The 22,027-nt window shown below is 53.2% G+C and carries 18 protein-coding genes and 1 pseudogene; 6 read left to right on the top strand and 13 right to left on the bottom strand.

What is annotated here, in order from left to right:
• Nucleotides 1–2: 2 nt before the first annotated feature.
• Nucleotides 3–1,055, bottom strand: coding sequence for a PDZ domain-containing protein (locus ABMV07_RS03705; protein ID WP_088267328.1), 1,053 nt, complete (start codon nt 1,053–1,055; stop codon nt 3–5).
• A gap of 80 nt (nt 1,056–1,135) precedes the next feature.
• Here ABMV07_RS03705 and ABMV07_RS03700 point away from each other — a divergent pair, with 80 nt between their 5' ends.
• Nucleotides 1,136–2,527, top strand: coding sequence for a zinc-dependent metalloprotease (locus tag ABMV07_RS03700; RefSeq protein WP_088267327.1), 1,392 nt, complete (start codon nt 1,136–1,138; stop codon nt 2,525–2,527).
• On the opposite strand, the gene ABMV07_RS03695 is transcribed toward ABMV07_RS03700, so the two are convergent.
• A complete protein-coding gene (locus tag ABMV07_RS03695; protein WP_088267326.1) occupies nt 2,524–3,045 on the bottom strand; it encodes a M48 family metallopeptidase in 522 nt (173 codons plus the stop codon). The genes ABMV07_RS03700 and ABMV07_RS03695 overlap by 4 nt on opposite strands.
• Before the next feature lie 35 nt (nt 3,046–3,080).
• Between ABMV07_RS03695 and ABMV07_RS03690 the strand changes: the two genes are divergently transcribed.
• Entirely contained in the window at nt 3,081–3,974 is an 894-nt protein-coding gene (locus ABMV07_RS03690) for a hypothetical protein (protein ID WP_088267325.1), read from the top strand.
• Here ABMV07_RS03690 and ABMV07_RS03685 read toward each other — a convergent pair.
• The 10 genes and pseudogenes from ABMV07_RS03685 to ABMV07_RS03640 all read right to left on the bottom strand — a co-directional run bounded on the left by ABMV07_RS03685 (nt 3,919) and on the right by ABMV07_RS03640 (nt 17,656).
• Nucleotides 3,919–5,970, bottom strand: a complete 2,052-nt coding sequence (locus ABMV07_RS03685) for an ATP-dependent DNA helicase UvrD2 (protein ID WP_197688683.1) — start codon at nt 5,968–5,970, stop codon at nt 3,919–3,921. The two genes, ABMV07_RS03690 and ABMV07_RS03685, sit on opposite strands and share 56 nt — an antisense overlap.
• Complete coding sequence (locus ABMV07_RS03680; RefSeq protein WP_374065004.1) at nt 5,963–6,571, bottom strand: NAD(+) diphosphatase; 609 nt, start codon at nt 6,569–6,571, stop codon at nt 5,963–5,965. The genes ABMV07_RS03685 and ABMV07_RS03680 overlap by 8 nt, the downstream gene beginning before the upstream one ends.
• Nucleotides 6,572–6,607: 36 nt before the next feature.
• On the bottom strand, nt 6,608–7,987 hold the full coding sequence (locus ABMV07_RS03675; protein ID WP_010934530.1) for an IS3 family transposase: 1,380 nt from the start codon (nt 7,985–7,987) through the stop codon (nt 6,608–6,610).
• A gap of 34 nt (nt 7,988–8,021) precedes the next feature.
• Nucleotides 8,022–8,141, bottom strand: a pseudogene (locus ABMV07_RS03670) (hydrolase); the annotation flags it as partial.
• Nucleotides 8,128–9,216 carry a potassium channel family protein gene (locus tag ABMV07_RS03665; RefSeq protein WP_004567149.1) on the bottom strand — a complete coding sequence of 363 codons (1,089 nt, stop codon included), beginning with the start codon at nt 9,214–9,216 and terminating at the stop codon, nt 8,128–8,130. The gene ABMV07_RS03665 and the pseudogene ABMV07_RS03670, both read right to left, overlap by 14 nt.
• 44 nt (nt 9,217–9,260) lie before the next feature.
• Nucleotides 9,261–12,491, bottom strand: a complete 3,231-nt coding sequence (locus ABMV07_RS03660) for an ATP-dependent helicase (RefSeq protein ID WP_374064872.1) — start codon at nt 12,489–12,491, stop codon at nt 9,261–9,263.
• Nucleotides 12,485–15,664: a PD-(D/E)XK nuclease family protein gene (locus tag ABMV07_RS03655; RefSeq protein WP_374064871.1), complete on the bottom strand. Its 3,180-nt coding sequence runs from the start codon at nt 15,662–15,664 to the stop codon at nt 12,485–12,487. Before ABMV07_RS03655 ends, ABMV07_RS03660 begins: the two co-directional genes overlap by 7 nt.
• A gap of 3 nt (nt 15,665–15,667) precedes the next feature.
• Nucleotides 15,668–16,525, bottom strand: a complete 858-nt coding sequence (locus ABMV07_RS03650; RefSeq protein WP_088268161.1) for a TIGR02569 family protein — start codon at nt 16,523–16,525, stop codon at nt 15,668–15,670.
• A gap of 22 nt (nt 16,526–16,547) precedes the next feature.
• Nucleotides 16,548–17,426: a DUF3152 domain-containing protein gene (locus tag ABMV07_RS03645; protein ID WP_088268159.1), complete on the bottom strand. Its 879-nt coding sequence runs from the start codon at nt 17,424–17,426 to the stop codon at nt 16,548–16,550.
• Nucleotides 17,427–17,428: 2 nt separating this feature from the next.
• Nucleotides 17,429–17,656 carry a DUF3107 domain-containing protein gene (locus ABMV07_RS03640; protein WP_004567139.1) on the bottom strand — a complete coding sequence of 76 codons (228 nt, stop codon included), beginning with the start codon at nt 17,654–17,656 and terminating at the stop codon, nt 17,429–17,431.
• Between the two features lie 257 nt (nt 17,657–17,913).
• On the opposite strand from ABMV07_RS03640, the gene ABMV07_RS03635 reads away from it, so the two are divergent.
• Complete coding sequence (locus ABMV07_RS03635) at nt 17,914–19,224, top strand: DEAD/DEAH box helicase (RefSeq protein ID WP_088268157.1); 1,311 nt, start codon at nt 17,914–17,916, stop codon at nt 19,222–19,224.
• The gene (locus tag ABMV07_RS03630; protein WP_088268155.1) at nt 19,221–20,483 is read left to right on the top strand and encodes a PQQ-binding-like beta-propeller repeat protein; all 1,263 of its coding nucleotides are present in this window, start codon (nt 19,221–19,223) and stop codon (nt 20,481–20,483) included. Before ABMV07_RS03635 ends, ABMV07_RS03630 begins: the two co-directional genes overlap by 4 nt.
• Here ABMV07_RS03630 and ABMV07_RS03625 read toward each other — a convergent pair.
• On the bottom strand, nt 20,477–20,938 hold the full coding sequence (locus ABMV07_RS03625) for a hypothetical protein (RefSeq protein ID WP_196977754.1): 462 nt from the start codon (nt 20,936–20,938) through the stop codon (nt 20,477–20,479). The genes ABMV07_RS03630 and ABMV07_RS03625 overlap by 7 nt on opposite strands.
• Nucleotides 20,939–21,569: 631 nt before the next feature.
• Here ABMV07_RS03625 and ABMV07_RS03620 point away from each other — a divergent pair.
• Nucleotides 21,570–21,830 carry a WhiB family transcriptional regulator gene (locus ABMV07_RS03620; RefSeq protein ID WP_088268151.1) on the top strand — a complete coding sequence of 87 codons (261 nt, stop codon included), beginning with the start codon at nt 21,570–21,572 and terminating at the stop codon, nt 21,828–21,830.
• Between the two features lie 108 nt (nt 21,831–21,938).
• Nucleotides 21,939–22,013 (top strand): 50S ribosomal protein bL37, encoded by a 75-nt coding sequence (locus tag ABMV07_RS03615; protein ID WP_014300525.1) that lies wholly within the window; start codon nt 21,939–21,941, stop codon nt 22,011–22,013.
• Nucleotides 22,014–22,027: the final 14 nt, after the last annotated feature.

Raw genomic sequence — 22,027 nt, 5'->3', positions numbered from 1 at the left:
CTTTATGAGCAGGTTTTTACTTCTTTACCAGCTTTGAAATTATCCAGCTGGTGGATGGCGTCGCTAAGCGAATCAACGCTAATGACCACCATGTCGCCTGGTTTTCCTTTGAGTGCCTCGCTGCAGTTTTTCTCTGGGGATAGGAATACCTCGGCGCCGGCGTCACGCGCTGCGCGAACTTTATGGCGAATGCCGCCGATCGGACCGACTGTGCCGTCGTCGTCAATGGTGCCGGTTCCGGCGACGAATTTTCCGCCGTTGATCTCACCTGGACTGAGCTTATCTACTACCGCGAGCGAGAAAATCAAACCTGCAGAAGGTCCGCCGATATCTTCAAGGTTGTAGTCGACGGTGATTCCGTCGGCAGGCCGTGCTGTCATGCTCACACCAAGAAAAGCGACTTTGTCATCCTCGGGGTGTTTGCCCAGCGTGACCTCCCGTGTCAGTTGCTTGCCATCGCGAAGGAAACCGATCGAGATCGTCTCGCCTGGCTTTTTAGCGCGCACCGCATCACGAACTTGGCTTGGGCCAGTTGCTTTAGCGCCTGCAACCTGTGTAATCACGTCTCCTTCTGCCATCACTTTGGCGGCTGGAGCTTCGGGGCTGACCCGGGCGACAACGGTGTCTACTGGCTTGTGCAGCTGATTCATCGCGGCGATGGTTGCCGATGCCTCTGAGGTGCTAAAAGCGGCCTTGTTCACCTCGTCGACTTCCTCAGGTGTTTTTCCTTGAGGGAAGATCTGTTCAATCGGCACGAGCGTGTCGTGAGCGATCAACCAACGTCCGAGTGCTTGCCCAAGGGTCAAGTGTGTGCGCACGGAAACGGTGGTCATGTTGAGGTTTCCAGTGGTTTTGTCAATTTCTGCACCAGAGACATTGACAACAGGTTTGCCATCAACGTCGCCCAAGGTATTCACAGTGGGGCCTGGGCCTTCGGCCGCATAGGGCACGGTGAGATCAATGTCGGTGCCTGGAATATGGTCCAGAGTTACCAAAGCTGCCAATGCGACCACGGGGATTGCGCCGAGGACGAGAGTGTTCACGCGTCGTTTCACGAGAGACTAGATTACATGTTCGCTGACAGCGTTGTCCCAATCATGGCGCCAGCGTCGGGTTTTTCTGTACCGTTTATGCCATGAATAGCAACGGCTTCGGATTCTCCTTCAACTTCGGTGGGCGCGGCGACGACGATGACAACTCCCGCGACTCCAACCCGTTTGGTTCCGGCGGCTTGGGGGACATGCTTAATCAATTTGGGCAGATGTTGTCCGGCATGGGGTCTTCCATGAATTCCCCCGAGGGACAAGGAGCGGTGAACTATGCACTGGCGGAACGCATTGCGCGCCAGCAAATTGAGTCAGCGAAGGCTCCTGCCGCCACAGAAGCAGATACCAAGGCCGTCACTGAGGCTGTTAACCTCGTGGAACTTTGGCTTGACGACGCCACCATCTTGCCTACTGCCAGCAATAAAGTCGAGGCGTGGTCGGCTAACGACTGGTTTACGAACACCCTGCCAATGTGGAAACGCATGGTCACTCCTGTTGCCGAGCATATGGCCCAGGCTCAGCTCGATTCCCTTCCTGAGAAAGCGCGCGAGATGGTCGGCCCCATGATACAGATGATGAATCAGATGTCGGGTATGAACTTCGGCATGCAACTAGGCCATGCTCTCGGCGATCTTGCTACGCAGGCCCTTTCCGGCACCGATTTTGGTGTTCCTATCGCACCAACCGGTGTTACTGCGCTAATGATCAATAACGTGCGCAAGGAAACCCAAGGCCTCAAGATCGAACAGCGTGAAGTGCTGGTCTACCTTGCTGCGCGTGAGGCTGCGCGTCAGCGGTTGTTGCGTCACGTTCCGTGGCTTGCTGAACAGATCGTAGCCTCCGTTGAGGAGTACGCTGCCGGTTTGGTCATCGACACCTCCCATATCGAAGAAGCTATGCGCGAAATGAACCTTGAATCCGGTGATCCTGCCGCCATTCATGAGGCTATGGAGCGGATGCAGAACTTGGATATGAGTCCTCGTATTACTTCTCGTAACGCCAATGCAGTTTCTCGTCTAGAAACCCTGCTCGCTTTGATCGAGGGCTGGGTTGAACACGTTGTCACTGAGGCAATGGGCTCCCGTGTTCCTTCGACTGCAGCGTTGAATGAAGCATGGCGGCGTCGTCGTGCAACCGGCGGTTCCGCCGAAAAAGCATTCGCCCAAGTAGTTGGCATTGAATTCGGCGCTCCCAAAGTTGCAGAAGCCCAAGAGCTTTGGCGTCGTGTGGACGTAGCCGTGGGGATAGAAAAGCGCGACCACGTGTGGGACCACCCCGATTTCCTCCCTGTTGCTGAAGACCTAGACAACTCTGCGGAATTTATCGACGGCCTACTCGATACTGCTTCAGCCGATGAGTTTGATCCAATCGCAGAGATCACCAAGCTCGAAGAAATGCTCTCCCAGCAGTCCGAAGAGCAGCAAAAGGAACAGCGAGAAAACCCCTCTGATCCTGATGAGGATTCCCCCAAGAACGATTAGCCAACGTCCCCCATGCGCTGCCACGCCTCAAGGTATCCCTTGGCGCGTTCAGCCTTGGGGGCTTTGTCTGCCCATTGCCAAAATTCTGGGGAATGTCCGCCTTCGATAAACGTATGCACCATCTCGTGGATGATCACGGCATCGAGAACATAATCTGGTACGCCTTGCAACCGGTGCGAAATGCGGATGTCGTTCGTCGTTTGAGAACACGACCCCCATCGCCGTGTTTGGTTTGTCACCCACCGAATAGACCCAATCGTGGCTCGGTTTTCTAACACTGCACGGTTAAGGTGCTGTGCACGGTGAAGCAATGCCTCATCGGTAGGAGCTGAAGACCGCGTTTTAGTGCGTACTTTATCCACCATTTCAGCGACGAATTTTTTCTCGTCTTTCTTAGACATCGACGCTGGAATTCTGATGAGAATTTTGCCGCCCACCAAGCGTGCCGACACAGTCCGAGTACGTCGATCCGACCGGATCACTTCGACCGGATAGGTGGGGGTTGTTCGCTTGGACATGACAGCAACCCGCTTTCTGTGGTGCAATAGTGGACATGAATCAGGGGGGACTCATAAGCCTTAGCCCGCACGCCCAAGTGCTGCTACGGCCAGAAGGTATTCAATTTGGACTCGACTCAGCCAATGCAGGTATTTTTGCTGCGCCAGAAAGCCTTATTGTTGCGATCGTACAAGTATTACGCGGTTTCTGGCAGCCAATTGCAAAAACAACCGCAATCGAACAGCTAACAGAGGCCGGATTACAACCCGTGGCGGCCCGCGGGCTTATCGACGATCTCCTGCATCACCGAGTGCTCTCCATCGTAGAAAGAAACCTCACTGTTGCAGTCGGTGGCTTCGGGCCGCTGGTCGCGCCGACAAAAGCGGTGTTGGGTAGTGCTGGTATCAGTGTGGTCCAAGCACACACTATTCAACGCTGTATGACTTTGGAATCCCTGTTATCTCGTGAGGTTCCTCTCATTTGGATTAACTCCACTCCTAGTTTTTCTCATATCGCCCAAGAACTGGTGGAAGTAAAAACCATGATTCCTGTGAGTTTGATGGATAACCATGCGATTATCGGGCCGGTGCGTATCGACGGCCGCGGCCCCTGTGGACTCTGCACAGATCTCTACCGCAGTGACGCTGATCCGCAATGGCCGGCACTTTTAAAAAATGCCGCTGCTCCCCTCACAGCACCTGCGGCATTAACGTATGCGGCTGCCGCACGTGTAACACGGTTAGTAGAGCAGCTGAGTGAACCGCGCCAGCGTGTCACGGTCACAGCGGGGCTTCTTATCCGAGTCTCCCCCAATGGGGAGCTTTCGTCCGAGATCATGAGTCCGCATTCTCGTTGCCCGTTATGTTGGTCGAGCCGCTGGGACTGCGATCCGCTTACTGGAACTGAGCAAGCGTTTCTAGCAGACCTGAGCCAAAACGTTCTACTTTGACCTGCCCTATTCCAGAAATCTGCATCAGCTCTTCGGCGGATTGCGGAAGATTTTCAGCTATCGCATGCAAGGTGGCATCGGTGAACACAATATAGGCTGGAACGTTAAGTTCACGAGCTGTATCCGCTCGCCATTTCCGCAGAGTTTCAAACACTTCTCTATCAACGCCGCTGGGGCATTGGTCACAGCGTCCTACGATGCGTTCTGCGGGACTGTTCAATGTGTTGCCGCATACTCGACAGTGCTGGCGTCGTTTAGAACGTGGTGGTACGGAGGAAACATCGAGTTCAGGAACTATGCTGTCCAAAAAACGAGTACGCTTTCGTGTTGCACGTCCGCCTTCTTGGCGAGCTTTTGCCCACGAGCAATATAAAATTTCTCGGGCACGTGTCACTCCCACATAAAACAGACGACGTTCTTCCTCGATGGCATGGTCGCCGGCTTTCATTGCATGAGAAATCGGCAGGGTGCCGTCGACAAGCCCGACGAGGAACACGGCATCCCATTCCAAGCCTTTCGCTGCGTGGAGGGATGCCAAGGTAACCCCTTGCATGGTGGGAGGATGTTTGGCGCTTGCTCGTTGATTGAGTGCTGCTAATAACCCTTGAAGGTTTAAGTCTGGTGTTGCTTGGCCAATTTCCAAGCTCAGTTCTGCAAGAGCTTCCAACGACTGCCAGCGTTCCCGTGCGCGGGTGCCTTCTGGTTCGTGTTTGCTCAAGCCCAGCGGCGCTAATATTGCACGCACGATGCGTTCTAGGTCTACTCCACGAGCGTCGGGAAGGTCATCACGCTGAGTAGCTCGGATGATCTCTGACATCGCTTGTTTGATTTCCGAACGCTGGAAGAATTCCTCACCGCCGCGAACTTGATACACAATTCCGGCGTCATCGAGTGCTTGTTCGAAAGTCGCGGATTGGGCATTAATGCGGTACAAAATCGCAATCTCGGAGGCAGGAACGCCTTGCGCTAGAAGCTGCTTGATTTTCAAGGCTACGGCGTGTGCTTCTGCGGGTTCGTCGCTGAATTCTTGAAATTCTGGTTGTGGCCCGGCTGCTCGCATGCCTTCTAATTCCAGACGCGTACCGGCGATCCGCCCTACTGCTTGGTCGATCACGCGGTTAGCAAGATCTGTAATTTGCGGTGTAGAACGGTAGTCTCGTTGCAGTTTCACCACCGTGGCGTGGGGATATTTGCGGGAAAACCCCAGCAAATAGTCCGGTGAAGCGCCTGTAAACGAGTAGATCGTCTGATTGGCATCGCCCACCACGGTCACATCATCGCGTTCGCCAAGCCATGCGTCTAAGACCCGCTGCTGTAGTGGTGTCACGTCCTGATACTCATCGACAACAAACGTGCGGTATTGTTGCCGAAATTCCTCGGCTATAGCAGTGGAATTTTCAATGGCTCCCGCGGTGTGAAGCAAGAGGTCATCAAAGTCGAGCAGCATTCCTTCCGGTGTAGTTTTCGACTGCTCGTATCGTCGATATACTTCCGCCACTTTTTCGGCTGCTACTGGGGTCTCGCGCCCGTTGAGGCGTTCCACATAGTTATCAGGAGTGATCAGTGCTGCTTTGGCCCATTCGATTTCGCTGAGTAGATCTCGAACATTTTCTGTTGAGGATTCCACCCCGACGCTACGAGTTGCGCGACCCACCAGTGAAAATTTGTTGTCAACAATTCTCCATGGCAAATTCCCGGCTACCTGTGGCCAGAAATAGCGCAGTTGTCGCAGCGCAGCAGAGTGAAACGTTTGGGCTTGAACGCCACCAACACCCATCAGCCCCAGACGGTGCCGCATCTCCCCAGCAGCGCGACGCGTGAAAGTCACTGCGAGTACGCGGTGGGGGCTTGCCATGCCGCGGTCGATCAAGTGCGCTATCCGGTAGGTGATCGTGCGAGTTTTACCTGTTCCGGCGCCGGCCAAAATGGCTACCGGACCACGTGGCGCCTCGGCAGCTGCACGCTGGTCATCGTCAAGATCATCCAAGTTAATCATGTTGTCCCACCCATTCTGTGATCAATTGGAACGCTAGAGAATTCCTATGTGGCAAGGTAAATGCCCCTTCGCGGAGCTCGCTTGGCGACGCCCACGTTATCCTCGCTAGCTCACCATCGAGGGGTTGTATGGGGTGCTCATCTGTGGTGGTTGCCACCATGCCCATCATGAGGGCACCACTGTAAGGCCAAGGCTGACTGCGCACATAGCGCACCTGCGAAATACGACGTCCGGTTTCTTCAAGAGCTTCTCGCACCATGGCTTCCTCACAAGTTTCGCCAAGTCCCACATAGCCTGCAATGAGCGAGTAGAAACCACGACGCTGGGCGTTTTCAGCGATGAGTATGCGGTCTTGTCCTGCAAGTTCGATGAGCCCGATTACTGCGGGATCGATACGAGGAAAGACTTCTCTACCAGATTCGGTTGCTCCTGCAATCGAATCGTTGCGATAGTCCAGTGGGCCACCTGTCAGGGGATCAAACAGAGTATTTTCTCGATGGTGTAGTACAGCGATAGCCTTCATTACCCAGTCCTCGGTCACCCGCTTAGTTTCTCCTGTTACAGCTTCTGCTTCCGCGCCTGACACGCGTTGTACACACAGGTGGGGATGCGGACGTTTTGTTAGACACTTTCAACCTCACGCTACCGCAGCCATGCGATAACGCGCGATACTCATACCATTGAGACTAACTTTAATGCGATGATTGTTATAAAACTCGATATAAGCAGCAATGGCATCGTCAAGCTCTTGGATTGTCTGCCACCTCTTGCCGTAATACATCTCATTTTTCATCCGCCCGAAAAACCCCTCGCATGCCGCATTGTCAGGACTACACCCCTTTTTCGACATCGAACGAACGATGCCATATTTCGCAGTCAGACTATGCCAACTCCGACCACGGTAATGCACACCACGATCTGAATGAATCACTAATGAACCATCCGGTGGAAGACCCTCAGCATCAATAGCGGCCTGCAGCGTAGATTCTGCTAACTCCATAGTGGGATTCACACTCGTCTTAGCAGCAACGACTTTGCCATCGAAACAATCAATAATCACAGACAAATACACCCGCCCCTCATTCGCAGCGAAAACACTAATATCAGTCAGCCACAACGTATTCGCAGCAGTGGCATGAAAACAACGGTTGACCAGGTTCGGCGGAGCCGGAGAAATTTCTCCTTGATAACTGGAATATTTCACCTTCCGCTTCGGAAACCGCACCGTAATTGCTTCTTCGCGCATGAGCCTGCGAACTACTTTTTCACTGATAGTTATGCCTAAATGTCGTAATTGCCACCAGATACGGCGATAACCATAGGTATTATGTGAATCAGAACTGATGCGGTGCACCATGCTGCGAATAGCTGCGTGCTTATCAGGCATGCGTCGTTTTTTCAGGTGGTAATAGAAACTGGATGCAGCAAGACCACTAGCAGCGAGCAGCATTGCTAATGGAAACGTGCTACGCAAAGCGTCAACCACGTCGGTTTTGTGCTTATTACTCAGCTGACCGGGGATGACGCTTACGTCTTTTTTTATAATTTCCAGCTCCTTTTCCAACACGGCTTTTTCTACCAGCAGCGTGGCCATCTGCTGTTTTAACTGTGTTGGATTATCCGGCAATGATTTTTCTAGTGCTGCTTTAGTAGGGATGCGGCCATGGCCTGCGCGTTCTTTTTTCGACATCAAGCCCCATTGTCCTTCCTCACGGTAGCGTTGCGCCCAAGCATAGACGCTGGCGTGAGTGTGCAGGCAGCATTCCTGGGCAATATCAGCTGGTCGCCAACCATTGTGGAAAAGTTCTACTGCGCGAAGTTTGACTTCGTATGGGTAGTGGGTCAGGGTTTTGGCTTGTTTACGTGGTTGTGGTGGGGTTTTGGGCTCGCGTAGCCATTTATACAGGGTCCATCTGCCTGGGTAGCCGAGTTCGCGGACTGTTTTAGTCACTGATTGTGTGCGTTTGTAGACCCGCAGTGCTGTGCGCTTCTGCGTGTTGGTGTAGGAACGGTTCATAATGGAATCCTCCAAGATTCCGTCCGCATCCCCGGTTGTTGGTTACTGGATAGGTAGCGATACGTGGGCAGGGAGTGGTGGTGACCGGCGTGCCGTGTGCTACTGGCACTCGTCCTGCAGAGTCGACACGAAGGCAGGTGTTAATCGCGAACATCCTCACTAAACACGCGACGAACGTAGAGCAGACGATCGCCTGGTTCCACTGTTTCAGCTTCTGGGGAGTCAATTCGGTACAGCTCACCGGAACGCACTACACCAAGCACGATGTCGGCGAGGTGGCGTGGATTAGCACCTACTTCGTCCTCACCGATGGGACGCTCTGCAACAGAGAAGCCTTCGTCTGGGGACAATAGGTCTTCCATCATCTCCACAACCGACGGAGTTACGGTAGCTAGTCCCAACATGCGACCTGCGGTTTCAGAAGAAATAACTACGGAATCAGCTCCTGATTGCTCGAGCAGGTGCTGGTTTTCCGATTCACGCACGCTTGCAACAATCCATGCACTGGGGGAAAGCTCTCGTACAGATAGCGTAACCAGCACGGCAGTATCGTCAATATTGGGGGCTACGACCACTGCTTTTGCTTTAGGAACGCCAGCGAGTTTGAGCACTTCCGATTTAGTAGCCGAACCATTCACGGTGACGAGTCCAGCATTGTTTGCGGCTTCTAATGCGACACTGTCGGTATCAACTACCACAATGTCTTTGGGGGCTACACCATCTGCCAGCAGTGCCGCAATGGCCGAGCGGCCTTTGGTTCCGTATCCGATAACAACTGTGTGGTTACGCATTCGTTTTCTCCAGCGTTGAATCTTCCATGCACGACGTGATTCTTCTGTCAGCACCGACAAGGTGGTACCGACTAAGAGGATCACGAATGCGAGGCGCAGCGGTGTAATGATAATAATGTTGAGCAAGCGGGCGCTTTGGGTAATGGGTGTTATATCGCCATAGCCGGTGGTTGATAGCGATACCGCTGAGTAGTACAGCGCATCGATGAAGGTCAGGTGCTCGCTGTACCCTCCTTCGTCGAGATAAACCACTAGCGCCACGATGATGATGAGCGCAAGCGCATAGCCGAATCGCCGTGCGATCAGACGAATAGGGCTGACCAAGGGGTTACCGGGGATACGAATAATGTTGAGCAGTGTGTGCTCGGGCAGCTCGGTGAGCTCGTCGTTTCCACGGAACCTGTAGGTTTCGCGATTAGGCAATGGCTTTGCCGACATATTCGTTGAGTGCTCCTAGAATCTTTCCAAATTGCTAGTCAAGACTACACGCTTGGGTCTAGTTTCAATGCAAGTTCTTCCCCATCAGGCAATTGTTGTGGCCGGTATGTCACATTTCTTCCTACATAGTGGAATACTGCGTCGACTCGATCCAGATCAATTCCTTGGAGTCGTGCCCATGCGAGTCGATAAACTGCCAGCTGCATGGCCACTGATTCTTTTTCGTGATTGTCTGTTGGGGGCTGTCCCGTTTTCCAATCCACAACGATCCATCGTCCGTCGGGGTTTTTAAACACTGCATCCATGCGCCCACGGACAATATGACGCCCAATGGAAACCTCAAAGAGGTGCTCTACATGTTCTGGGGTTCGGTCTGCCCACTCACTGTCTAGGAATGCTTCTTTCAATCTATCGAGGTCCGAGTCATCAAGTTCTTCTCCGATACCCGGCAGCTCAGTTTCATCAAGTAAGGCTTCTGCACCAAAGCGGTTTTCTAGCCATTCGTGGAAGGCAGTACCGCGCTTGGCGTATGAGTTTGGTTTAAACGGCACAGGACGTCGTCTGCGTTGAGCAAAGTTCTCGGGGTTCTTTGCAAGGTTCACAATGTCTGTGGCTGTAAGCTCTACTCCGATATCGACGGCGACGACGGGTGCAGAAAGTTGCTCGTGTTCTTCGATGAGTGCACTGACTTCTTTTTCCCATCGTTCAAACAGATCGTTGTCGTTGATCAGATCTGGTTGCTTTTGCATGGCGGCGAACACGTCTTCTGCGCCGACAACGGTGTAGTTCGGCGGGAATACGGCTTCTTGAGGCGCTGGTGGCACATAGTCTTCTGCTTCACCACGTTCATGCCATTCTTCTACGCTGTCAGGGAAATCGTTGCGCAGCATAGTGAGGTATTCGTAAGGCAGGACTGGATGTTTTTTTGAAGGATCGGCAGAAGCTGTGACAAGTACTTGTTGTTCTGCTCGAGTAATTGCGACGTAAAAAAGACGTGCGTTTTCTTCCGCAGCCACTTGTTTGAAATCAGCAATATGCGCTTTTCCAGCTTTTGCTAGTTCCGCTGCAGTTTCTGGGGTGTCGATTTCAAAAACGGGTGCGCCTACGAGATCCTCGTCGCCTTTGGCATCTCCGCGAAGTGCTGAAGGCACGGCAGAAGCATTGTTGAGCCATGTCGACGCTTTGGCCACGTAGGTGTTGGCATCAGCGTGTAAGACGGCAACATGCTGCCATTCTAGGCCTTTGGCTTTATGCACGGTGAGGATCTGTACTCGGTCAGCAGTCACTTGTACTTCGCCAGGTTCTAACCCATTTTCTTCGGATTCTGCCAGTAAAAGGTAGTCCAATAGCAAACTCAAGTTGGCACCTGGAATACGAGAGAAATCTTGGACAACCTCGGCGAACCGATCGAGATGTGCGGTGCCGGTTGCACCATCGCTACGGGGATCTTCTCGTTGTAGGACCTCTGTGCGTATGCCAAATACTCGTTCAATATCGGCAAAGAGGTCCGGTAATGAGTTGCTCAAGCTATTGGTGCGTAGATAGCGCAGCCGTGCCGCTAGTGTGCGGAGTCGCTCGCTACCTTTGGCGCTATATCGTGGACCATCGCTGCTGTCGAGGCGTTCATCGAGGTCAGCCACTGCTTCTGCAAGACCCACTATAGAATCTTGGTCACTGGGAATTGTATCGGCAATGATCTGTTTTAACCGTTCGAGAGGGTCACGCGATAATTCCGTTGTGGCACGTCGATCTCGGCCACTGAGGTTGTAGGCGCGATCGCTCAAAGCCATGAGGTCCGCCATACCAAGTCCTACGCTGGGCCCTGCCAAAATACGCATAGCGGCTTGAGTATCGTAAGGACGCACCAACAATGTGGCAATAGCTACTAAATCCGCAACTTCTGGAATACCGAGTAGTCCTGCGAGTCCAACAATTTCTACTGGGACGCCGCGTTGTTGTAATTCCAGAGCAATTGCCGCCGAGTGCTTGCGTTTGCGAACAAGCACAGCCGCAGTAAAGGGATGATCCCCATCGTGTTGTTCATATGCTTGAGCTAAATGATCAGCAACATAGGATCGCTCTTCGTCCATCGATGGGAAAAACCCCAATCTCACTGTGCCGTTTAATGCTGCAGGACCTGGCTCGAGAGGTTGCACTGGTCGTCGCGGATCTTCGGGTACACCCAGCAGTTCCCGAGATACTCGGTTAGCTAAGTCGAGGACCTCGGGAGGATTTCTAAACGACACGGTGAGTTCTTTTTTGGTGGCGGGAGAACCGTTACTTCCGAAGTCTGTAAGGAACCTTTCGAGGTTGGCTGCAGTGGCACCACGCCATCCGTAAATAGATTGCATGGGGTCACCAACTGCGGTAACCGCGGTGCCAGCAAATAGGCTTTTGAGCAAAACACGCTGCGCATGGCCAGTATCTTGGTATTCATCAAGCATGATGATCTGATACCTATTGCGTTGCGACGCTCCCACCTGTGGATTTTCTGCAGCGAGGCGGGCTGCTAAAGACATTTGCTCGCCAAAGGTCATGAGGTGGTTGTCAGCTAGATATGTTTTTAGCTGTTGAACTAGTGGCAGTAGTTCATTGCGCAGCACCTGTGTATCTCGCCATTTGTACACCTCTTTGCTTGGGGCCCGTTTACTTGTTGCTTCGACGTCTTCGATCATGGCAAGAAATGCCGCTGATTCTTCTTCGATGTCTGTGGGCGACACCATGTGGTTGTCCATCTCCGAGACCAAAGACATCAGCGTGGAGGTCACCGTATTGGGTGAATTCGAGGTATTGAGTGCACCCGTGTGAGCAGACACTATCGAATGCGCAATTTGGAATAGCTCCGTTTGCGAAATCAAGCGTGATGATGGCTCCACTGGCAGCAATAGACCGTATTCGCTAATTAATCGTCCCGCGTAGGAGTCGTAGGTAGATACCGTGGGAGCGATCGTTTCTAGTTTGGTTGCTAATGCGCCTGTCGGGTCCAGATCTCGCAGGTTCTCAATTCCCGCCAATTGCTCAAGCCGATCACGAATTCGCTTGGATAGCTGCTGTGCTGCTTTACGCGTGAAGGTGAGTCCTAAAACACGATCAGGGTCGACGAGTCCACTAGCCACGAGCCACACCACTCGGGCAGCCATCGTTTCCGTTTTTCCTGCACCTGCTCCAGCAACCACGAGTGTGGGGGCAAGGGGTGAGCTAATAACGTCTGCTTGTTGCGGCGTTGGTGGAAATTTTTGTCCCAGTGCGCGCGAGAGTTCTTGAGGGCTTAGCATTCTGGGATCATCTTTCCTTCCGGCTGAACTGGGCACATCGTTTTGATTTTGCATTGATCGCATCGTGTATTTATTCGTGCAACGAGCTGGGGCCCAGACAAGCTTTCTAGCAGTGCTGGCAACGTCGCAGAAAACTTTTCTAGTTCTTCTGAATCCTTTGGGGTTTGTTCCCTCGTCGTCACAGTTTTTGTGTCTGTTGCGGGGTATACCAGTACCGCTTGGTCGACAGTCAGTCCTAGTTGTTCTGCCGTGGTGCTAATTGCCGGTTCACCGTTTCGCTGCATCAGCTCTCCGCGATGAAGAGCTAGCTGATACGCCAAAAGTTGTTTGTTCTCGTTGGCTTCGTCTTTAGTTACGGCTTGTTTTCCGGTTTTAAAATCGACAATGTGGAATTCCCCAGCATCGTTTCTTTCCAGGCGGTCAATGCGTCCTCGCAATTCCACTCCTGGTGCAACCGCAACGTTGACAGGTACTTCTACACCCACGAGCTCACGCTGAGTGTGCGATACATCGATCCAGTGAGCTAGCCGTTGCAGCATGGTGGACCATTGCGACATATGGTGTGGAAGGCTCCACGCTGGTGCATCCAGTAGCGCTTCGAATGCTTGGGTTACAAGCTGTTCTGCTTCGTTAGGGTCTACTCCCCTACCAACGGCTTCGGCGAATGCGTGCGCAAGGGTGCCCTTGAGCATGTGAATCGGCGTATTTTCTTCTTCTACCAATCGTTCCAGCCGCGCTCGCAGTGGACAGAGCAAGGCATTCTCGATCAACGAGGGGGACACCTTACTGATGTCTAATGATGTCGTTTCTGATGGCCCACCAAATCCCCACCACTGTTCAGGCCGGGCACCTGGAACTTGATGGAGTGCTAGGCGCGCAAGTTGGCGTGCGGCCTGATCACGACGTCGCTGAGGCGAATCTGGATTGGCTAACTCACGGCGTAATTCGGCAACAATCGAAGGAACGCTGAGCAGACGGACATATTGATCGAGATGGACGGTTTCAGTATCAATCTCGGATTGAACGCTTGCGGTTTCAGGGTCTGTTGGGCCTTGTTCTTTTGATTCTGCGATTCCTTGTAAAAAGCGCGAAGGCTCGGCAGCAGTATCCGATTCTGGAGATTCCACTGCGGTGATCACAACGCGATGGGTTCCTCGAGTACGAGCTACGTGGAAGAGCCGTTTTTCTTCTTTTAGTTTTTCTGCGGAGCGAGAAATGTAGGTATTGGGCTCGATCCCAGAGTCTATTAGGTCGATCAGGTCTTCTTGGCCAAATAAGGTGCCAGTTTCCTGCAACGATGGCCACGTTCCTTCTTGAACACCTGCGACGATGACTGTGTGCCACTGCTGTCCGAGCGATCCGTGGGCAGTGACGATTCGCACCGCGTCGGCAGTAGCAAGGCGTCGGTCACGAACACCGGTAGGAAGTTCTTGTTCTGCAATATGACGAACAAAAGACGTGATAGAGGCGGTCGGTCGACGTTCAACCCAGTCACCAGCTGCGTCGAATAACGCCATGACGGCGTCAAGATCGCGATCAGCCTGTGCACCGCGCACTCCTCCGCGCAGGCTGACGGTTTGTAAATGGGATGATAATGCGGAGGCATCCCAAATCTCCCAAAGGATTTCTTCCACGCTGCCAGGTTGCGCACCGCGTACTAAAACAGCCCGAATTTTATCCACCACTGCAAGTTCTCGGTCTGTGAGAACTGCCTCTACTTGCTCTCGCAGTTGGGTTTGTTCTTCAGACTCTTTGGGATCGATCAGCTCACGCATGATCTCGATAGCACGACGATTCCCACCAGCGTGCATTTCGGCTTTTCTGAGCCCGCGGAACAGACGGCGCAACGTCACGGTGTCTGCACCACCGATAGGGCCTAAGGCCAATTCTTCGAGTTCTTGAGCTGATAGCTCTTGATAGATCGCACGAACTGCGAGAATCAATGCCGACACGATTCGTTGTTCACTCAAGATGATGTCCGAGGGATCCTCTTGTACTGGGACACCAGCAGATAGCAGTGCTCGTCGTAACGATGGAATATCCGCGGTGGAACGAACGATTACAGCCATATTATTCCAGCGAATGCCTTCTAATAAATGTGATCGGCGCAAAAGATCCGCAACGAATTCTGACTGATCTCCTGTGCTTCCTAGAACTTTGGCTTCTACAGTAGGCTGACGAAAACTGGAGTATAAGGTCAGCTCATGGTCGACTGGGGCATGGAGTAAAAATTCTGGGCTGGCGCCACGGAAATGGAACACCGACTGCTGTGGATCTCCTGCGATCACGGTGAAATCTGTATAGCGCATGAGTGTTTGGAGCAGTTGCGCTGATTGGGGGTCAAGATGTTGTGCGTCGTCAATGATGATGGTGCGCCACCCCATATCAGGAATGTCAAAGCGCAAAAGTTTGCTGACCAGCTCAGAGGCATTCAGGCTATGGGTACCGCCCAAATTCATCACTTGCTGATATTCGCGCATAAATTTGCCAGCCGAAGCCCACATTGGGCGCCCATACCTGGCTCCTAATTCTTCGAGATCTTCTGGTTCTAATCCCCGCTCTCCGCTGCGGAGAAGAAAATCACGGACTTCACGTGCAAAACCGATGAGTCCAAGTGCTTGACGTGCTTCAGCAGGCCACATCGCTGCCAATGAGGGGTTGTCCACATGTCCTTGCAGTAGCTCTCGAATCACCGCATCTTGCTCGGCACCTGTGATCAGACGCAGCTGATCGCCGCTAAGCGATCGCAATAATGCAAAAGCTAAGGAGTGCACTGAACGTACCAAGGATGATGGTGACGTATAAGAACCATCGGCGATCCGATGCGCGATACCGGCTCTTAGGCGTGCTGCGGACTCCCTAGATGCTGCCACCACAATGATGGATTCGGGTGATACACCGCGGCGGATACGCTCTGCGACGGTATCCATAAGCAAGGTACTCACGCCTGCGCCTGCAGCACCAGTCACCCGCCAAGTGCCGCGTTGTTCTTTAAAGAGCTGATTGTCCCATTCCCGAATGGGCTCAGTGTGATCGTTATATACGATTTCTACTCGTGGATGTTGAGCGTAAACAAAGCTCTGTTGTAATGGCGGAATACCAGCTGTGAGGTCTTCGCCTACGACTTGTACTGATGTAGTCGGTGAGTCCTGTGGAGTAGAAAACGCATCCATGCCTCATAGTGTGACAGAGGCACGTGACATTATGGTTTGAGACACCCACTCTAAATTCGTACCTGTGTTCGAAGTTGATTCTGGATGCAACGCATGCACGGCTATACGATAAACCAAAGCGCGCAATAATAGCTGGTCACGGCGCTGTATGTGCGAAAAGCGATCGATTATCCCCTCGTCTACTGCGCCAGCCAAGAGGGCATCAACTATGCACACAGCAGCAGTGTAGCCATAAGGTCGAGCTACCCCCACTAGGTCAGTAACCACCGGCATTTGATTACCGGAGTAGATAGTGGTGGCAAACATATCAGCGTGGGTCACTTGGATTGGTGCGTCAATATCTCGAAGCAAAAGAACAATCTTTGGCAACAATCTCTGGGCTGTCAGCTGAGCAGGGTTAAGAAACACCGCTTCCGTATCCGGGGTGACCCCCAGTGCCACCATTGGATCTGGAGCCCACGCACTATGGTCTGCTAGCGAAAACAGATCGTGACTATCTGGTTCCGAAAAAGAATCAGGAACATCAATGTCAGCAAGGGCGGTGTCGAGGCGCAGGGCGGCAACTACAGTTTCATCTACCCGGCGCGCAAGCGTACCTTCCTCGAAGGAATTTGCGCGCCAACCTGCGTTGATGTAGCGCCCGTCTGTAGATTTCAGCGGACGTACAACTCGTAGACCTTGGGGGTGGAGTTTATCGCGTACTCGCGCTGACCAAGCAGAGCGATCGGGATGGATTACTTGGCTAAATGCCACGTTGCCTACGCGCCAGCCGTAGTCCCATGCGACACCGAGCTGACGGGGAGTCGTATTAGGGGCATGGAAGGCATCGCGAACATGTTGTGGCAGCTGCTGCAGTTCCATTGGTTGCTCTTTCTAGGAGGGGTTAGGCGAATGGATACGGCCATGGGTTGGCCGAACACACGGCTCCATCGTCGTTATAGATTTCATTCGCGTCGATGGCAAACAACTCTGAGTTAGATAAGGAGAGGGTTTGTTGCATCATGATGGGCGCGAGCTCACCGTTTTTGCCGCATGGTTCATGGTTGGTAAATCCAATTCCATGCCCTACCTCGTGGTTGATCAGGTACTGACGGTAGGCGCCGAGATCACCTTGGAAAGGTTTTGCGCCACGCACCCATCGGGATTCGTTAATCACAACGCGGTTGCCTATTCCATAGAAGCAGCTCGTTTCCATTGCGATGTTATTTCCACACAGGCCATGCGTGGTGTCAACGGAGGACAACTGGATGCGAAGATCTGGGTCTTTTACTGCGCTGGCATCCACGTGTTCAAAACCAAAGCGCTTATCGTGTGTCCAGCTTTTCGGGTTAGTCAAGGTGGCATCGACCATTGCAGCGAAGGCATCGTCACCGCCATAGGCGGCGGTGTTAATTCCGTTTTCTACCTCGATGACGTAGGTAAACACTTTGTCACGGTCTTTGCCCGCGTGGGCTCCTGCGTTTCCTACCGTGCGGTAGGTTCCTTCGCCCTTTTCGGTAAATTCTGGGCCTGATGGTAATTCCGTGATGGCGATATCAGGACGGTTTTGTTGTGCAGGATCTGGCCCTTTTTCCTGCGCTGATGTTGCGGTGGCGGTAGGAGCTCCGCCGACAGTTGCTGTGGACGTGGTTTCCGCTGGGGTGCGGAAGACGTCGATAAGCACCCACACGGTGATAACCGCGAGTACAGGGATGGCGTAGGCGCGCCAGCCGTAGTCTCGGGCAAATCTTACAAAGAAGCTTTCAGCGTGTGGGTCGGTCACAATTATGCTCCCGCGAATCCGACGGTGCGAGGAGCGGTGGAGCCTACCTCTACGTAGGCGATTCGAGCATTACGCACTAGGTAACGGTTGCCGTGGTCGTCGACAAGGTCAAGCACGCCCTCGGCATCGCGCAAGGCATTGTGGATACGATCGACAATCTCGTTATGGTCTTCGCGGCTAGAAACCACGAGCTCACGAGGCGAGTCTGAAAAACCGATCTTAATGTCCATATATTTTAGTCTCCTCTTGTTTCGGCCTAACGTGAGTTAGAGAGCCTCGGTTGAAGTACAGATCTCACAACATCATAGTCTGCTCGTTGATTCCACCCCAGCTCCACCTCAAAGCTAGGCATATCCCTGCGGAAATCCCTAGCTCCCCGCTTGTTCGCATTGTTGAACTTCCGTGACGTTGTGATGCGTGCCTACTCCCCCACAGATTCGACCCCCGAGCGAGACGATACCTAGGTAAACCCGTTAGTATCAGTGGTGTGTCTGAAGCATCTGTACAACCGACCTTCGTAGAGTTGGGCGTCGCCCGAGAAATTACCGACGCCTTGGCATCCGTAGGCGTGAAGCGAACTTTTGCCATTCAGGAGCTCACGCTACCTATTGCTTTGGATGGCCGTGACTTGATCGGCCAAGCACGGACAGGCATGGGCAAAACCTATGGATTCGGTGTTCCACTCATCGATCGCGTTTTTGATGCAGCAGACGTTGCAGAGCTTGACGGCACCCCACGTGCACTCGTCGTTGTCCCTACCCGTGAACTCGCCCACCAGGTAGGCGACGATCTCAAACTATTGTCTCGCAATATCCCCATCACGGTGGCCACAATTTACGGCGGCCGCCCCTACGAGGAACAAATTGCGCAATTAGAGTCCGGTGTCGATGTAGTGGTGGGCACCCCAGGCCGCCTCATTGATCTTTATCAACGTGGCAACCTTGCACTCGATCATGTGGCCGTATTAGTCCTTGACGAGGCCGACGAGATGCTTGATCTGGGGTTTTTCCCCGACATCGAGAAGTTGCTTGCCGCGTTGACGCACCCTCATCAAACAATGCTCTTCTCAGCAACGATGCCAGGTGCCGTGGTCACGCTAGCTCGCACTTTTATGCACCAACCTGTACATATCCGTGCCGAAGATACTGGGGCAGCACAAACCCATGCATCGACCACACAGGTAATTTTCCAAGCTCATCGGATGGATAAGTCAGCGGTCACCGCACGCATTTTGCAGGCGGAAGGCCGTGGAAAAACTATTATCTTCGCCCGCACCAAGCGCACCGCCGCTGAACTGGCGGACGACTTAGCGCAACGAGGGTTCCGTGTCGCCGGCGTTCACGGCGATCTAGGCCAATCAGCCAGAGAAGCCTCCCTCGATGCCTTCCGCACCGGCAAAGCCCACATTTTGGTGGCAACAGATGTGGCAGCCCGTGGCCTCGACATTGACGACGTCACCCACGTGATCAACTACCAAACGCCCGACGATCCGATGACCTATGTACACCGCATCGGCCGCACTGGACGTGCGGGACATACCGGAACCGCAGTCACACTCGTAGGTTACGACGAGCTACCTAAATGGCAGTTGATTAACGACGAACTCAACCTCGGCCAGCCCGAGCCACCCCAATGGTTTTCCACCTCACCTGAGCTATTCCAAGCACTCAATATCCCCGATACCGCCACCGATTCTGTAGGACGCTCCCGTACAGCGGTGGGATCCCGCAAGTTTGATAAGAGCCGTTCGCCACGCTCACAACGCCGCCCCAGCAACAAATCTGGAAAGCGCTCATGAAACCATCCGGCCAGGAAAAACCTCGCTGTAGGAGCCGTAAGACAGGCGCACTACAAGGCAGCCGGCGCGACTATGTTGCCACAGCAATCATTTCGATGATGTGTGTAGGCGCAGTGGCCAGCGTATGGGCGACTGCACCCGCGAGACATTCGCACCTCACGCCTGCATCATCTCAAGCAGATTCTGCGCAGGATTCCTACGTCGTACCCCGTGCACTTCCTGCATTGCCCGCCGAAGCAACTCCTGTAAAAACGCTTCCAGCAGATCCATGGTCACCGCGGCCGATCATTGCCGAAGGCCTAGTGATTTCTTATAAGAACACGACAGTAACCGCAATCGACCCCGATGATGGCAGCACGGTGTGGAGCTATTCCCGCGACGTACCACTGTGCTCGCTAGCTCAAGCGTGGGGCGACGTGGTGATGACATATAAGACGGGTCGCGGCTGTGGCGATGTGGTAGCAGTATCCGCTAGCTCAGGACAGTACTCGGCAACAAGGAGTGCGTCAGCAAGCGAAAATGTCTCACCTATTATGTCCAACGATCGTGTCGGTATCGTCTCCGACCAGCGCGTGGAGCTGTGGCGTTCTGATTTAGTACGCACCGTGGAATACGGTGACGTCCCCATTAAGCAGGAGGCCCACCAACAGCCACACGAAGACTGCAGCATTACTTCTGCACTGACTCGAAAAGATCTGTTGGCCGTTGTGGATTCCTGCGAAGGCTCATCGTGGTTACGTCTGCAAAAAACGACGCCGGAAGATTCTCGGCAACCAGAAATTACTCAAGATATTGATCTCGGCAACACCACCGCTCATGTTGTTGCGGTGGGACAAACAGGCGCTGCAGTAGCCGTAAACTCCCCCACGCCTGCGATTATTAGCTTCGACGCGCATGGGCACGAAGTCGCGCGCCATGAGATCCCCCAAGCCCCAGAGATCACGAATACTGCGCCGCTCGTTGCCGATTTAACGCATTACATCACGTGGTACCACAATCACACACTGTATTTAATGCGCCCCGACACCCTCGCTGTAGAGCGGGAACTTCCCGACGCCGTAGGCACCGGAATCAGCCTCGGAGCTCACATGGCTTATCCCACGGCCGAAGGGTGGACCGAGATCGAACCTATGTCTGGGCAAGTAATACGCACTATCCCAGTCGATCGCGGCGGCTATACCGGCTTTGTATCGATGGGCATTGCGGAACCCCACATCGTGGAAAAACGCGGGGACCAAGTAGTCATTTTCCGTCAGTAGTTTCGCGCAGCCCAATCGAGCGAACGGGGACTGAACAAGTACGCAAGGGTTACTATCGCCGAAGCGCATGTCACCACAGCCAGAAGCAAGGCGTGGCCATTAATCATGTAGAAGCCGATAGGTAGCAATAGAATTTCCAGCATGATGACGGGGCCACGACCCCAACGCTTTCCGCGCATCATCATGATCGCACCTGCGATGACAGTGCCAAATACGATCACAAAAAATATCGCTGTGCCCACCCCAACCGAAGTGACTGCAGTATCAGTTTCGTACACAATGGATTCTTCGGGCGCGCCGGTGATGCTTCGCAAAACGAGGAATACAGCAAAGCCGAGTCCGATAGCGGACTGCACGATAGCAATAATCCCAGCATTTCGAATCGTCGTAGGCGGAAGAGTACCTAGCGATGCATTGCCATAGGGGTCGTTGGATTCTTTTTGTTCGCTGCTCACCGTGAAGAGTGTAGTGCAGCAGCCATCGGAGTTCCTTAACCACAAGCCCATTGCACACAACTTTTTACATCGCCAACGTGTTATTCGTTCTTACAGCTCGACTTTTTACCCCTTTTATCTACTACTTCCTTAACGTAGCCCTATCTAAATCAATTAATTTTCACTAAGAAATTCGCCCCACCCGACCTGAGCCCAGTGCTACACATTTGGGGGTTACCGAATCTGCGATTTGACCCACCCCAAGCAACCACCCCACACATAGACCAAAAGATGGAACCCAAAACCACTGGAAGCAAGGTTTTGATTCTCCAATTCCCCTTAAGTAACTCGCCAGTATTCCGCATTGAGACTGACGACAACCCTCCTCCAACATGTGATTCTTAACACTTTTAAGCGTTAACTCTTCCCAAGCGCGAGCGGACATGCCATTATTTTCAAGTACCTCAGGCGAGAACATGTGTTTCCCGCCCACCTTTGAGGCATACAAAGAACCCCACCGCACCCACTCAGCATCCATGACGTGAGTCTTTGCGTGATTCTGCCACCTTCCCCATCCGACAACTGTCGGAATGTGAGTTTCGTATGCCCTCAACGTGCCCTGTTAAACGTGTAGTGATTTTAGGAGACCACAATGGATTGGCGCCATAAAGCCGTTTGTCGCGATGAAGATCCCGAGCTCTTCTTCCCTGTCGGCAACTCTGGCCCAGCGTTGGCACAGGTCGCTGCAGCAAAAGTAGTGTGCAACCGCTGCCCAGTTACCTCCCAGTGCCTCGCATGGGCATTGGAAACCGGCCAGGATGCCGGCGTGTGGGGCGGTATGAGCGAAGATGAGCGTCGCGCGCTCAAGCGCCGTAAGAACCGCGGCCGTGGTCGCGCACGCGCTACCGCATAGCTATTACCCCCCTGTGGGGTTTCCCCACCGATTTTCCGAGTCACCTCCTCACCCACTAAGGTGGTGTTTCGATATTGACATTTTCTGCAACCTATAAGGAGCACCGCTATGAGCAAGCGTGGACGTAAGCGCAAGGACCGTCGTAAGAACAAGGCTAACCACGGTAAGCGCCCTAACTCTTAAGCCATTAAGAGCAC

The organism is Corynebacterium belfantii (genome assembly GCF_041898185.1).
GTDB lineage: Bacteria > Actinomycetota > Actinomycetes > Mycobacteriales > Mycobacteriaceae > Corynebacterium > Corynebacterium belfantii.
This window is presented reverse-complemented; position numbering and strand designations above follow the sequence as displayed.